The sequence below is a fragment of the Archangium sp. genome (assembly GCF_036389735.1).
GTDB lineage: Bacteria > Myxococcota > Myxococcia > Myxococcales > Myxococcaceae > Archangium.
Map to the genome: position 1 here is coordinate 1 of NZ_DASVWK010000647.1, position 13,313 is coordinate 13,313.

Genomic DNA, 13,313 nt, shown 5'->3' on the forward strand with positions numbered 1-13,313 from the left:
CCCACACCTTCCTGATGCACGAGATGTCCCGGTGCCCGACCTGCCGGACCGAGGTGGAGGGCCGCGTCGTGCTGCGCGACGAGCAGGTCTACTCGCTCCAGCACTGCACCACCTGTGGCCCGTCGGAGCTGCGCATCGCCAACGACGCGAAGGCCTACATCCAGACGTTCCTCGCGCGGGGCGAGGTGCCCGAGGGGCTCAAGAGCGACCACATCTTCAAGCACACCACCTCCACCTGCCCGCACTGCCTGGCCCTGACGCGGGCCGAGGTGGTCATCCGGGAGGGCAAGGTCTTCTTCAAGAAACAGTGCGAGAAGTGCGGCCCGTCCGAGGCGCTCATCTCCGAGGACGCGAAGTACTACGTGAAGGCGTACTCCTTCGCGCGCGCGGGCACCGAGCCGCTGAAGTTCGCCGCCGAGGTGAAGCATGGCTGCCCCACGGACTGCGGCACGTGCGGAGACCACGAGCAGCACACGTGCCTGCCCATCGTGGAGATCACGGATCACTGCAACCTCGAGTGTCCCATCTGCATCGTGAACAACCAGTACGCGAACCACCTGGAGCCCGAGGTCTTCCGGGCCATGGTGGACACGCTGGTGCGGAACGAGGGGCAGTGCGAGTCGATCGCGCTCTCGGGCGGCGAGCCCACGAGCCACCCGCGCCTGTTCGAGCTGATCGACATCGCCAGCCGTCCGGAGATCGGCCGGGTGGTGGTCATCACCAATGGCCTGCGGCTGGGGAGGGATCGGGCCTTCGCACAGCGGCTGAAGGACACGGGCGCCTACGTGGGCCTCCAGTTCGACGGCTTCACCGCCGACACGCACGAGAAGATCCGCGGTCGGGACCTGTGCAAGGAGAAGACGGCGGCGCTCGCGATGCTCAAGGAGCTGAAGATCCCCACGCAGCTCATCTTCGTGGCGACGCGCGGGGCGAACGAGCACCAGATCGGCCAGATGGTGGAGATGTTCCTCTCCGAGGACCACTTCCTGTCGCTCAACTTCCAGCCGGCCGCGTTCACCGGCTTCGGCGGCGGGCGCTTCCCGCATGATCCGATGGACCGGCTCACCATCCCGGGCGTCATCAAGGCCATCGAGGAGCAGACCCAGGGCAAGCTGAAGATGAGCGACTTCTCGCCCCTGCCCTGCTCGCATCCTCAGTGCGTGTCGCTGACGTACCTGCTGCGCATGGAGGACGGCACCCACATCCCCTTCGGGCGCTTCGTGGACTTCCGGCAGCACGGGACGCTGCTGCGCTCGTCGGCGACGTTGGGGGCCTCGCCGGAGATTCACGATGCGCTCACGGACGTCATCCACGATGTCTTCGCCCGCCAGGACGAGATCGAGCGGGGCCCCGAAATCCTCAAGGCGCTGCGGCGGGCGCTGGACGTGATGTTCCCCGACCGGCCGGTCTCGGAGAAGGAGGCGGTGCGGATCGGCGAGCAGCAGGCCAAATCCATCTTCCTGCACCACTACATGGATCGGCACGACTTCGACCTGGAGCGGCTGCGCAAGTGCTGCCACCACTACCCGCAGGTGGATGGACGCATCATGCCGGCGTGCGGCTTCAACATGTTCCACCGCGGCGCCGCGAAGGGGCCCGAGACTCCGACGGCCTCCTGGGGCAAGAAGCCCTGGTCGATGCCCCTGCCGGTCCTCAAATGACCACGAAGCAGGAACGACTGCTGGAGGGACGGCTCGCGCTGGTGACGGGTGGCTCGCGAGGGCTGGGGCGGGCCATCTGCCTGACGTTGGCGCGCGAGGGTGCTTCCGTGGCCTTCAACTACGTGCGCGCGGACGCCGAGGCCGAGAAGACGCTCGCGATGCTCCGGGAAATGGGCGTGCGGGCCTGGGCGTTCAAGGTTTCAGTGCTGGACCGCGCCGGGTTGCAGGAGCTGGTACGCACGCTGGAGCGCGAGGCGGGCGTGGTGGATGTGCTCGTGAACAACGCGGGCATCGGCCAGGTGGTCCCCGTGGCGCTGATGGAAGAGGAGGACTGGGACCGGATGATGGACGTGAACGTGAAGGGGGCCTTCCTCACCTCCCAGGCGGTGATGCGGGGCATGGTGCGCGAGCGGCGGGGACGCATCCTCAACATCAGCTCGCTGGCCGGGGTGAAGATGATCCAGGCGCCGGTGCATTACTGCGCGGCGAAGGCGGCGCTGAAGGGCTTCACCGAGGGGCTGGCGAAGGAGTTGGGCCGCTATGGCATCACCGTGAACTGCCTGGCGCCCGGCGTGCTGGACGAGGGCGTGAGCCACAACCTGCCCCAGAACCGGCTCCAGGAGTTCCTCCGCCACTGCGCGCTCGGACGGGTGGGCACGGTGCAGGAGTGCGCCGAGGTGGTGGCCTTCCTCGTCTCGGACCGGAACAGCTACATGACGGGCAGCACGCTCGTCCTGGATGGAGGCGTGTGAGCGTGGAGGAGCAACCGCCGTCCGAGCTGCCGTACCCGACGAGTCTCTGCCACCGCTGCGCCGCGCCGCCGAAGTACGTGCGGACGAAGACGTCCACGTTCATCCTCTGCCCGCTGTTGCCACAGAAGTACCCGCCCCAGCCGGTGGTTCGGTGTCCGCTCTTCCAGCCGAAGTCTCCGGAGGCCGGGGAGAAGTAGGGACGCCGCCGCCAGGGCTTGGGCTCAGCTCGCCTCGGGGCGGCGGCGGAACAGCACGGCGGCGGTCTCGGTCATCACCACCTCGTCCCGCTGGTTGCGCACCTCCATGCGCGTCTTGATCGAGCCCCGGTCCGGCTTGCTGCGCGAGGGGGTGCTGGCGAGCACCTCGATACGCGCGGAGATCGTGTCCCCGGGCCGGACCGGGAGCAGCCAGCGCAGCTCGTCCACGCCCGGCGAGCCCATGCTGGAGGAGTCCTTCAGCAGGGACTCCACCAGGAGCCGGTGGCAGATGGCGGCGGTCTGCCAGCCGCTCGCGATGATGCTCCCGAAGATGGACTGGCGACCAGCCTCCTCGTCCAGGTGGAAGGGCTGCGGGTCGTATTGTCGGGCGAACGCGAGGAGTTCCTCGCGCGACACCACGTATGACCCGAGCTCGTGCACCTGACCCACCTGGAAGTCTTCGAAGTAGCGCATGCGTTTCTCCCGGTCACTCTGGGCGAGCAGGCCCGTCGAGCTGTTCCAACAACCGCTCCGCCTGCTGCCTCAGCCCCTTTTCGAGGCCACGGCCCAGCGCCAGCAGCTCGCGCGCCAGCGAGCGGGCCTTGTCCATCTCTCCCAGCCGCGCGTGCAGCAGCGCGAGGTTGAGCACGGGCTCGGGCCGCTGGGGAGCGCGGCGGCGGGCCTCCTCCAGCGCCTCGCGGGCGTGGGTGGTCGCGTCCGGCACCAGCTCGTCCGGGACGCGCAGCAGCAGGTTGCCCAGGTTGTTGGGCGCGCCCCAGTCTCGGGGATCCAGCTTCATCGCCAGCCGCCAGGCGTTGATGGCTCCCTGCACGTCCGGGGGCGCCATCGACTCGAGTACCTGGGCCTCCACCGTCGCGCTCCGGGCGGTGGCCTGCCCGCGCGAGGTCAACAGCTGGCAGATCGAGAGCGCCTCGGCGAAGCGATTCTCCATCAGGCGGAAGCGCGCGAGGTTGACGAGGGAGGCCGGATCATTGGGGTGCTGGCGCGCCAGCGTCTCGGCCACGGCGGCGGCCTCGGAGATACGACCCCGGGCCGCCAGCACGTCGCTCAACCCGCTGAGCAGGAAGGCGTCGTTCGGGATGATCTTCAGCCCCTGACGCAGGATGTCCTCGGCCGCCTCGAGCTGACCGCTGGCCTGGAGCGCCACCGCCCACGCCAGGTAGGTGGGCGCGTGCCGGGGATCGAGCCGCAGGGCCTTCTCCAGGTGCTGGAAGCCGCCCTGGGTCTCCCGGAGGGCGAAGAGCACCCGCGCCAGGTGGAAGTGGTGGGTCGCCACGTCCGGCTCCAGTTGCACCGCGCGCTCCAGGGCCCCGCGAGCCCCCGGGTAGTCCCCGGTCGCGGCCAGCAGGAAGCCCAGGCCGAAGAAGGCCTCGGCGCGCGGCGGCTGGGCCCGCGTCAGCTCCTGGTAGAGCGCCTGGGCGGCCCGGGTCTCGCCGCGCCGGGTGAGCAGGGCGGCACGCACGAGTCGCGCTTCCGGATCCTCTGCCGTCCCCAGGGAAGCCCGGGCCAGGAGCGCCTCGACCTTCAGCTCCTCGCCCTCGAAGGCCGCCAGCTTCGCCAGCGCGAGCAGCGCCCCCCGGTCCGATGGATTCTGCCGCAGTGCCGCCTCGGCTTCCTTGCGGACCTGCGAGAGCCTTCCCGCCTTCAGCAACTGTTCGTATCGCGGAGTCGTCACGCGCCGCGACCCTAGCAGAAGCGTGGCAAAAGGCTTTCGGGTACTGTCCGCCCGCCGTGGCCCTCGCCATCTTCCTGTTCACCTACGTCTTCATCGCCGGCATCAAGCTCCCCTTCCCCAAGTTGGATCGCCCGGGGGGGGCGCTCGTGGGTGCCGTCCTCATGGTGGTGGCTGGCGTCGTCGCCCCCGCCGAGGTCTTCAACTACAGCGCCGATCCCGCCCGGCACGCCGTGGACATGGACACGCTCGTGCTGCTGCTGGGGATGATGCTGATCGCGGACTACCTCTCGCAGGCCGCCTTCTTCCGCGCGGCGGGCGCCTGGGCGCTCCGCAAGGCCCATACGCCCCGGTTGCTCCTCGTGGCCGTGGCCTGCACCAGCGCCTTCCTGTCCGCCTTCCTCGTCAACGACACCATCTGCCTGATGCTCACCCCGCTCGTCCTGGTGGTGGTCGACGACGCGCGCCTTCCCCCCATCCCCTACCTGCTGGCCGTCTGCATGGCCTCCAACGCGGGCTCGGTAGCCACCTTCACCGGCAACCCGCAGAACATGCTCATCCAGGGCGCCTCCCAGCTGCCCTATGCCCAGTTCGTCGCCTACATGGCGCTGCCGGCCGTGGTCGCCACCGCCGTCGTCGTCGGGGGGCTCCTCTTCGTCTTCCGCAAGGAGCTGTCCCACGAGCGCTTCCAGACGCACCCGCCTCCGCCTCCGGTGGATCGGCCGCTGCTGGGGCTCACGCTCGTCACGCTCCTGGGCGTGGTCGCCGCCTTCTTCGCCGGCCTGCCCATGAGCTGGAGCGCCCTCACCGGCGCCGCGGTGGTGATGACCCTGGCCCGTCGCCACCCGCGCCAGGCCATCGAGCGCGTGGACTATGTCCTGCTGCTCTTCTTCGCCTGCCTCTTCGTCGTCGTCTTCGGCGTCAACAAGGCTGGCTGGGCGGATGACATCTACCGCATCTTCTCGCCCTTCATGTCCGGGCCGCCCTGGCGAGAGACGCTCGGCTTCGCGGGCCTGACGCTCGTGGCCTCCAACCTCTTCAGCAACGTGCCCTTCGTCATGCTGGCGCGTGCCTGGGTGCCCACGCTGCATGATCCCGTGCTCAGCTGGCACGTGCTCGCGCTCGGCTCCACGCTGGCCGGCAACCTCACCCTGGTGGGCAGCGTCGCCAACCTCATCGTCTTCGAGGCCGCGCGCGGCAAGGCCGAGATCAGCTTCCTCGGCTACCTGCGCGTCGGCCTCCCCATCACGCTCGTCAGCTTCGTGCTGGGGCTCGCGGTGCTCCTCGCCGAGCACGCACTCTTCTAAGGATCCGGATCCGGCAGCTCGCCGGGCGGCAGCCCGGTATCGTCGGGCTTCGCGGGGGCCGGCTGCTCTCGGCCCGCGCCGTTCACGCTGTCGGACTCGCCCTGCTCCGCGCCCTCGGGCAGCGCTCCGCCCGGCTTGCGATCCTTCGGCGTCAGGTCCTTCGCGAACCGCTCCGCCAACACGTCCAACAGCTCCGTGAGCTGCTGGCGGTACAGCCCGGGCTCCTTGCCCACCTTGAAGGGATCCAGGTGCTCCGTGCCCTCCTCCACCCGGTCCAGCTGGAACGGATGGCGCCAGATCTCCGCACGCCCGTTGATCTTGAACATCCGCGCATAGCCCTTGATGTACGCCCCCGCGCGGCCGTCATCGCTCCGCATGCCGTAGTCCTGGATGACGAACTCCACCACCGAGTCCGCTCCCAGCCGCGTCAGCAGATCGTAGTCCGGGGCGTTCGCCGGGACTTCCTCCACCAGGAAGCTCTCCAGGATCGTCGCCACCCGCGCCGGCTCCACCGTGTTCACCCAGGGCCGCTCCTCCGGGAGCTGCCGGAACGTGTTCACGCGCAGGCGCTCGGAGACCTCGAAGCGCGTCACCGCCGCCGTCAGCTTCGCCTGGAGCCGGCGATCCGCCTCCTTCGGCTCCAGCTTCTGCAGCTTCGCCTTGTACGCACGGTCCTCCTGGAACACGAGGCTCCGAGGGCCCGCATCGATCTCGATACGGGAGATGAAGGCGGGCCGCGCCACCCGATCCAGGTCCGCGCCAGCCAACCGCTGCGAGGCGCAACCCGCCGTCAGCAGCGCCAGGAACACGAGGAATGAGCTTCGCACCATTCCCCACTCATACAGCATCTCTCGTCGGAAAAAATCCACGTCTTTTCACTTTTCTTGAGATGACGGGTTTTCCTGGTCCTCATCTTTGATAGAGAGGCGTGAACAGGAGAGCGATATGCGTTCCAGCGTACGCGGTACCGAGTCGATTCTGAGGGTGCTGTCGGTGGTGCTCTGCACGTTGGCCGTCGCCGGGTGTGAGACGGCCCCCACCGTGTACGAGGTCAACGACGTGGACGTGGGCGTTGTCGAGGCGGGGGTCAGCTCCGCGTCCGGCACGGTCGGTGGCAAGCTGGTATGGGCGCACTTCAGCAACCCGCCCGCGTTCGCTGGCCGGGACTACACGATCACCGAGGAGCTGAAGCGCCTCATCAACGCGACGCCCGCGGGCGGCACGATCCGGGGAACCATCCACTCCATCAGCATCGACGGCGTCGCCAGTGCGCTCGTCGCGGCGCAGAACCGGGGCGTCACGGTGTACGTCGTCCTGGACGGGAAGAACGCGAGCTCGACGGATCCCGCGGTGACGACCATCAAGTCGCTCACCAATCACCGGTTCTGCACCAACACGAGCGGTGGTGGCGGCTGCATCGGCACGAGCGCCGCCGGCAACATGCACACGAAGATGTTCACGTTCAGCCAGACCCAGGATCCCAACGGGGTGGCCCGCCCGTACGTGGTCTGGTTCGGCTCGTCGAACCTGACGTACGCGAGCGGTCCGGACGCCTTCAACAACACCATCACCATCTACGATGCCGTCACGCTGTACGATGGCTTCAACGCCAACTTCTCGGACATGTGGAACCGGAGGCACTACTCCGGCAATGACTACTACGACTCGGCCTCGGGTCGCGGTTACTACCTGTCCAACCCGGCGGACGCCTACGCGTCTCCGGAGGCCGTGGGCCAGACCGACACCATCGTCACCCGCCTGAACGACGTCACGCCCGACGCGAACTGCCGGCTGCGTATCGGCATGTCGTTCGTCACGTCCGGCCGTCCCGACATCCTCGCCCAGGTCAAGCGCTACCGGGCCGGGGGCTGTGGGGTCTGGATGGTGGTCAGCGGAGACTCCACCAACGGAATCAGCATGCCGCAGACGGTCTACAACGAGCTGCTCGACGCGGGGGTGGCGATCCGCCGCAAGGACAAGGTCCACGACAAGTTCTTCCTCATCTACGGCAAGTACGGCACCAGCTACGCCTACCGGGTCTACACCGGCTCGCAGAACTGGTCCCAGGACGCCCTCAACGAGAACGAGGAGATCTTCGTGAAGATGTCTCCCGAGACCGGAACGGTGCACCCGCTCTACGACGGGTACTACGGCCACTTCAATGACGCCTACAACTCGGGCGTGACGTGCACCAAGGCCAACTACCCCTGCCGGTAGCTGGAGTTGCAACTTTCTCGGCGTTCCCGGGATAATCCCTGGGAACCGCCTTTTCTCGAGGAGCACTCATGCGTTTCGTATCGGCCCTGACGGCCGCGGCGTCCCTGTCATTGGTGGCCTGCAACGCGGACCCCCATCCCGGACAGGAGCCCGTCACCACCCTGACGTCCGCCCTCCAGGCGGAGCGTCCGTCCAAGTTCTTCCGCAGCGCCAACCGGGTGCCCTCGCAGTACATCGTCGTCCTCCAGCCGGACGCGTACCGGGATGCGCGCGAGGTGGCGCATGAGCTGGCGAAGAGCCACCGCGGCCAGGTGGGCCGGGTGTTCCGCCACGCGCTGCGCGGCTTCCTGGCGCACATGAGCGAGCAGGACGCGCGGGCGCTCGCGGAGGATCCCCGCGTCAAGTACGTGGAGGAGAATGGCGTGGTGTCCGCGGTGGGCGTGCAGTCGGGCGCCACCTGGGGTCTGGACCGCCTCGATCAGGTGGACCTGCCCCTGGACCAGACGTACACGTACAACACGGCCGGCGCCGGGGTGAACGCGTACATCATCGACACCGGCATCCGCATCACCCACTCGGACTTCGGTGGCCGGGCCGCCCACGCCTTCAACGCCGTCGCCGACACCAACGGCGCGAATGACTGCAACGGCCACGGCACGCACGTGGCGGGCACCGTCGGTGGCGCCACCTGGGGCGTGGCCAAGGCGGTGAACCTGTTCGCCGTGCGCGTGCTGGACTGCGCGGGCTCGGGCACCTACGACGGCGTGATCGCCGGCATCGACTGGGTCACCCAGAACCACGTCAAGCCGGCCGTGGCCAACATGAGCCTCGGCGGGAGCGCGTCGCAGGCGGTGGATGACGCCGTCACCGCGTCGGTCGCCGCGGGCGTCGTCTACGCCCTGGCCGCCGGCAATGACAGCGGCGATGCCTGCACCAAGTCTCCGGCCCGCACTCCCAACGCCCTCACCGTGGGCTCCACCACCAACACGGACGCGCGCTCCTCGTTCTCCAACTACGGCACCTGCGTGGACATCTTCGCGCCGGGCTCCAACATCACCTCGGCCTGGTACACCGGGGACGCCGCCACCAACACCATCAGTGGGACCTCCATGGCCAGCCCGCACGTGGCCGGCGCCGCGGCCCTCTACCTGGGCACCAACCCCACCGCATCCCCGGATCAGGTGGCCAGCGTGCTCACCAACAACGCCCTCGCGGGCAAGGTGACCAGCCCGGGTACCGGCTCGCCCAACCTGCTGCTGTACTCGGCCTTCATCGGCAACGGCTCCGGGGACAACACCGCCCCCACCGCTGCCCTCACCTCCCCGGCCGAGGGCGCCTCCGTCACCGGCTCCGTCACCCTCACGGCCTCGGCCAGCGACAACGTGGGCGTCACCCGCGTCTCTTTCTTCGTCAACGGCGCCTTCGTCGGCTCGGACACCACCGAGCCCTACGCGTACGCCTGGGACTCCACCCAGGGCGGCAACGGCGGCCACACCCTGGCGGCCAAGGCCTATGACGCCGGCGGCAACGTGGGCGCCAGCGCCACAGTCACCGTGCAGGTGAACAACCCCGGCATGGCCAGCTACGACAGCGTCCGCAAGGTCCCCGCGTGCACCACCGTGGGCGCCTACTGCGACACCGGCGTGCTGGTGGACGGCCGCGGCACCATGGGCCCGGAGAAGAACGCCCCCAACACCCTCAACTCCTCGTGCGCCGATGGCAACAGCGGCACCTACCACAGCGACGAGTCCTTGGATCGCCTCCGCGTCTCCACCCTCGACGGCTCGCCCCTGGCGCCGGGCAAGACGGTGAAGATCCAGGCGACGGTGTGGTCCTGGTCCTCCGGCACCTCGGACTCGCTGGACCTCTACTACACCAGCGATGTCTCCAACCCGACGTGGACGTTCCTGACCACCCTCAAGCCGGCCGCCGGCGGGGCGCAGGTCCTCTCCGCCACCTACACGCTGCCCGCGGGCGGCCTCCAGGCCGTGCGCGGCAACTTCCGCTACAGCAGCACCGCGGGGAGCTGCACCACCGGCGGTTATGACGACCGTGATGATCTCGTGTTCGCGGTGGGCAGCAGCGGTCCGCCGCAGCCGCCCTCGGCCGCCTTCACTTCCTCGTGCAGTGCGCTCACCTGCGGGTTCACGGACACCAGCACGGATCCGGATGGCGACCTCGCCTCCTGGAGCTGGAGCTTCGGTGACGGCACCAGCGCCACCACGCGCAGCCCCAGCCACGCCTACGCGGTCGCTGGCACCTACACGGTGACGCTGACGGTGACGGACAGCCAGGGCCAGACGAGCACGGCGCAGCGGACGGTGACGGCGACCGCTCCCTCCGTCATCTCGCTCTCCAGCCACGGCTACAAGTCGAAGGGCGCCCGGTACGTGGACCTGACCTGGTCCGGCGCCGCGGGCACCAGCGTGGACGTGTACCGCAACGGTACCCGCCTCCTCAGCACGGGCAATGACGGGGCCCACACCGACTCGCCGAGCGCGGCCGGCACCTATACCTACCGCGTGTGCGAGGCCGGCACGACGAACTGCTCGAACGACTCGAGCGCCGTCTTCTAGTCGGCCCTCCCCGGAGGCGGGAATCGAGGGTTCGATTCCCGCCGCTTCCACCCCGAGAAGCCCAGCAACAGAGCCTCGGGCGCACCGCCGCGCGTCACCTGAAGAGCAACCCGTTCAAGCCGCTCTTCACCGAGCTGGACCGGCTCTCCCGGGGAGAGCCGGTAGCCTGAACCCCACGAGGCTCAGTAGGTCGCCTCCAGCACCGGGCGGCAGATCCCACCGGCGCCGTAGCACTCGCCGAAGAGCACGGCGATTTCATTGGAGCCCTCGCGCAGGCTGCTCACCGGGATGGAGTAGGCGTCGAAGGTCCAGCCGCTGGGGGAGGCCGTATCGCGGGTCAGGCCCGTGCCGTAGAGCGGATTGTTGGCGCCCCGGGACACGTTGGGCATCCGGTCCATCAGCGGGACGCCGTTGACGAAGACGATCATCCCCTCGTTGAGGCACAGCCGCTTGTTCACGTCATTCACGCTGCTGTGGTCATACATCCGCAGCGACTGGAGCTGGGCGAGCTCGCGAATCTGCAGCGTGGTCCTGAACCAGAAGTAGGTGCTCGGGCGGGGCTCTGGCTGGGAGCCGGCGAGGTCCGCAGTGGCGAACCAGGTCTGGCCCGCGACGTAGTGGGGGATGGGGTGGCCATCGGAGTTCGTCGCGGGCCCCGTCCAGGCGGGGCTCGTCCAGGCCCTCGCGCGGCCATCGTTGGCGTAGTAGGTCAGGTACGGGAACGCCTCGAAGAAGGGCTCGACGGTCCGCTCCCAGTTGGGCTCCTCATAGAGAACCCGGTTGGACCGCGCCTCGAGCACCAGGTGCCCCAGGCCACCGAAGCCGTGGCGCTCCTCGAAGAGGACGGCGATCTCATTCTGGCCCTCTTTCAGGTCCGTCTTGGGAATGGAGTAGGCATCGAAGGTCCAGTCGGTCGGAACGGTGGTGTCCAGCGTCATCCCGACGTTGCTCGGGTAGTTCTTCCCCAGGGCCACGCTGGGGGTCCAGGACTGCGGCTTGCCGTTCACGAAGACGACGAGCCCATCGTTGAGGAGCACCCGACCCGGGCGGTACTTGTCCTGGAGCACGAGCTGCTGAAGCCCCGCGAGATCATGGAGCTCGACGTTCGCCCGGAACCAGTAGTGGGTGCCCGGGCGCGGAGTGCTCGTCGTGTCGCCGGCCATGTCCGCCGTGCAGAACAACTTGAGGCGCTCGACCCGGCCCGTGGTGGGCTCGTTGGAGCCGAGCGTGGGCTTGGCGATCTTGATGTCATGCGGGCGGACGAAGGCGTGGACCGTGGCGCCCTCATGGGCCGTCCGCGGGGCGTCCACCACGAGCGAGCCCACCTCGGCCCGGCCCGAGCGCACATGCCCGCGCAGCACGCCCCGGAAGGGGTGTCAGACGATTCGTAGGCTGAGGAAGGGTGTCCAGGAAGGGTGTGAAGACGAGGTGTCGGAACGAGTTCTTTGACACCCGACGCGGTGAAGCGCTCGGGTCCTTCCACGCTCATCCCGCTTTGCGACGGAAGTGGAGCGCCTGCACGCCGGACTTGAACCGCTGCGTCGATAGGAGCTCGAGATGCCGCGCACTCGACAGGCCATGAAACAACGTCGGCCCGCGGCCACTGATGATGGGATGAACGACGATGCGGTACTCGTCGATGAGCCCCAACTCCTCGAGCGCAGCCGCGAGCTTGGGCGCTCCGACGAGGACACCCCGCTCGGTCTTCGCTTTCAGCGCCGAGATCGCGTCGCGAAGGTCACCCTCCACCTTGATCGTGTTCTGCCACGGAAAGTCGCTCCGCGAGCCCGACACGACGTACTTCGCCTTCGCCTCGAGCTTCTGTGCCCACTCGCGCATCGCGCGCGGCGCCTTTTCGTCGCGTGCCACCGCGGGCCAGGCTCCCTCCATCAGCTCGTAGGTGTTGCGCCCGAAGAGCATCGCCCCGCTCTGATCCATGAGCTGCGTCCAATACTCGTGCAGCTCGTCGTCCACGATCCCCTGGGTGTGATCGATGCACCCGTCCAAAGTCACGTTGAGACCGAAGGTCAGGAGGCCCATGGCGTGGGATTCTACGAAAAGCGCGCCCAGCGCGCAGCAGCCCGATCTGCCCGATCTCTGAGGCGCGCGGTCGCCTCGGAGGAGCGGCGATCGATAAGTTTTAAGGCTTCTGCGCCAGCTCGGCGTGCGGCGCATGGGCTCCCCGTCAGCGTCCCTCACCTCCCGCTCTGCTCCCGCCCGCTACGCCCAAGAGGGCTCCTGTCCTTCCTATGTTCAGGAGGCGAGCGAGGTGGGGCGCGGCCTGCCCCGGTACGTGGAGCGGGACGTAAGCCCGGTACCTGGAGTGCGGAGTGCTGGCGCACGGCTTCGCGCGGGTGCGCTGCGAGAGTTGCAAGGACGAGCTTCTCATCGCCTTCTAACTACGACGCGCTGTCCTTCAACCTGCTCGAGGAGGGCTCGCTGGTGTTCGAGGATCCGCAGGCCGCGCGGGAGATGGAGGCGTTCTTCCTGGAAGACCTGAAGCACGCCACGGAGGTGCATGCCCAGTAGGCACGGTTCCTCTGGCGCTGGGCTCACCAGCTCCACCATGGCCCCCAGCGACCTTGTACCCGCAAGGGGGGCGACGGTAGCGCACCCGAGCGCACAGCGCGGTATGTGTGCCTCTCCCCCCTGGTGCTGAGGTACCGTTGGCGCCATGTCCAATGGCTTCATCTGGTCCAGCGCGGACGAACCGCACGCCGCGCGGCGGCGCGAGATGCTTCGCACGCATCCCGAGATCAAGGAACTCTACGGCCCGTGCTCGCGCACGAAGTACGTCTGCACGCTGCTCGTCGGGCTGCAGCTCTCGCTCGCCTTCCTGCTGCGTGACGCGCCCTGGTGGCTGATTGTTCTGGTCGCCTATGCGGTGGGCGGAGTGATCAACCAGGCGCT

At 68.3% G+C, this 13,313-nt stretch carries 11 protein-coding genes and 1 pseudogene; 7 read left to right on the forward strand and 5 right to left on the reverse strand.

The window, feature by feature from the left end:
- The 3 genes from VF794_RS22540 to VF794_RS22550 form a co-directional block, all read left to right on the forward strand.
- A partial coding sequence (locus VF794_RS22540; protein WP_331113676.1) for a radical SAM protein occupies positions 1–1,661 on the forward strand: 1,661 nt, incomplete at its 5' end.
- Positions 1,658–2,413, forward strand: coding sequence for a 3-oxoacyl-ACP reductase family protein (locus tag VF794_RS22545; RefSeq protein WP_331113678.1), 756 nt, complete (start codon positions 1,658–1,660; stop codon positions 2,411–2,413). The genes VF794_RS22540 and VF794_RS22545, both read left to right, overlap by 4 nt.
- Positions 2,414–2,415: 2 nt before the next feature.
- Positions 2,416–2,610, forward strand: a complete 195-nt coding sequence (locus tag VF794_RS22550) for a hypothetical protein (protein ID WP_331113694.1) — start codon at positions 2,416–2,418, stop codon at positions 2,608–2,610.
- Between the two features lie 24 nt (positions 2,611–2,634).
- On the opposite strand, the gene VF794_RS22555 is transcribed toward VF794_RS22550, so the two are convergent.
- Positions 2,635–3,084, reverse strand: coding sequence for a MaoC family dehydratase (locus VF794_RS22555; protein ID WP_331113680.1), 450 nt, complete (start codon positions 3,082–3,084; stop codon positions 2,635–2,637).
- A 13-nt stretch (positions 3,085–3,097) separates the two neighbouring features.
- A complete protein-coding gene (locus VF794_RS22560) occupies positions 3,098–4,306 on the reverse strand; it encodes a tetratricopeptide repeat protein (protein WP_331113682.1) in 1,209 nt (402 codons plus the stop codon).
- 56 nt (positions 4,307–4,362) lie between these two features.
- On the opposite strand from VF794_RS22560, the gene VF794_RS22565 reads away from it, so the two are divergent.
- A complete protein-coding gene (locus VF794_RS22565) occupies positions 4,363–5,610 on the forward strand; it encodes an SLC13 family permease (protein ID WP_331113683.1) in 1,248 nt (415 codons plus the stop codon).
- Here the strand turns inward: VF794_RS22565 and VF794_RS22570 are convergent.
- Complete coding sequence (locus tag VF794_RS22570; RefSeq protein WP_331113685.1) at positions 5,607–6,440, reverse strand: hypothetical protein; 834 nt, start codon at positions 6,438–6,440, stop codon at positions 5,607–5,609. The two genes, VF794_RS22565 and VF794_RS22570, sit on opposite strands and share 4 nt — an antisense overlap.
- Before the next feature lie 115 nt (positions 6,441–6,555).
- Between VF794_RS22570 and VF794_RS22575 the strand changes: the two genes are divergently transcribed.
- A complete protein-coding gene (locus VF794_RS22575) occupies positions 6,556–7,827 on the forward strand; it encodes a phospholipase D-like domain-containing protein (RefSeq protein WP_331113687.1) in 1,272 nt (423 codons plus the stop codon).
- Positions 7,828–7,895: 68 nt separating this feature from the next.
- Positions 7,896–10,403 (forward strand): S8 family serine peptidase, encoded by a 2,508-nt coding sequence (locus tag VF794_RS22580; RefSeq protein ID WP_331113689.1) that lies wholly within the window; start codon positions 7,896–7,898, stop codon positions 10,401–10,403.
- A gap of 182 nt (positions 10,404–10,585) precedes the next feature.
- Here the strand turns inward: VF794_RS22580 and VF794_RS22585 are convergent, their stop codons facing one another.
- Positions 10,586–11,764: a hypothetical protein gene (locus VF794_RS22585; RefSeq protein WP_331113691.1), complete on the reverse strand. Its 1,179-nt coding sequence runs from the start codon at positions 11,762–11,764 to the stop codon at positions 10,586–10,588.
- A 124-nt stretch (positions 11,765–11,888) separates the two neighbouring features.
- The gene (locus VF794_RS22590; RefSeq protein WP_331113693.1) at positions 11,889–12,443 is read right to left on the reverse strand and encodes a dihydrofolate reductase family protein; all 555 of its coding nucleotides are present in this window, start codon (positions 12,441–12,443) and stop codon (positions 11,889–11,891) included.
- A 634-nt stretch (positions 12,444–13,077) separates the two neighbouring features.
- Here VF794_RS22590 and VF794_RS22595 point away from each other — a divergent pair.
- A pseudogene (locus VF794_RS22595) lies at positions 13,078–13,313 on the forward strand (fatty acid desaturase); the annotation flags it as partial.

Bases quoted from the DNA above. Each gene is read 5' to 3' on its own strand.
- VF794_RS22580 (WP_331113689.1), top strand. From the start codon at position 7,896: ATGCGTTTCGTATCGGCCCTGACGGCCGCGGCGTCCCTGTCATTGGTG.
- VF794_RS22555 (WP_331113680.1), bottom strand. From the start codon at position 3,084: ATGCGCTACTTCGAAGACTTCCAGGTGGGTCAGGTGCACGAGCTCGGG.
- VF794_RS22575 (WP_331113687.1), top strand. From the start codon at position 6,556: ATGCGTTCCAGCGTACGCGGTACCGAGTCGATTCTGAGGGTGCTGTCG.
- VF794_RS22590 (WP_331113693.1), bottom strand. From the start codon at position 12,443: ATGGGCCTCCTGACCTTCGGTCTCAACGTGACTTTGGACGGGTGCATC.
- VF794_RS22545 (WP_331113678.1), top strand. From the start codon at position 1,658: ATGACCACGAAGCAGGAACGACTGCTGGAGGGACGGCTCGCGCTGGTG.
- VF794_RS22570 (WP_331113685.1), bottom strand. From the start codon at position 6,440: ATGGTGCGAAGCTCATTCCTCGTGTTCCTGGCGCTGCTGACGGCGGGT.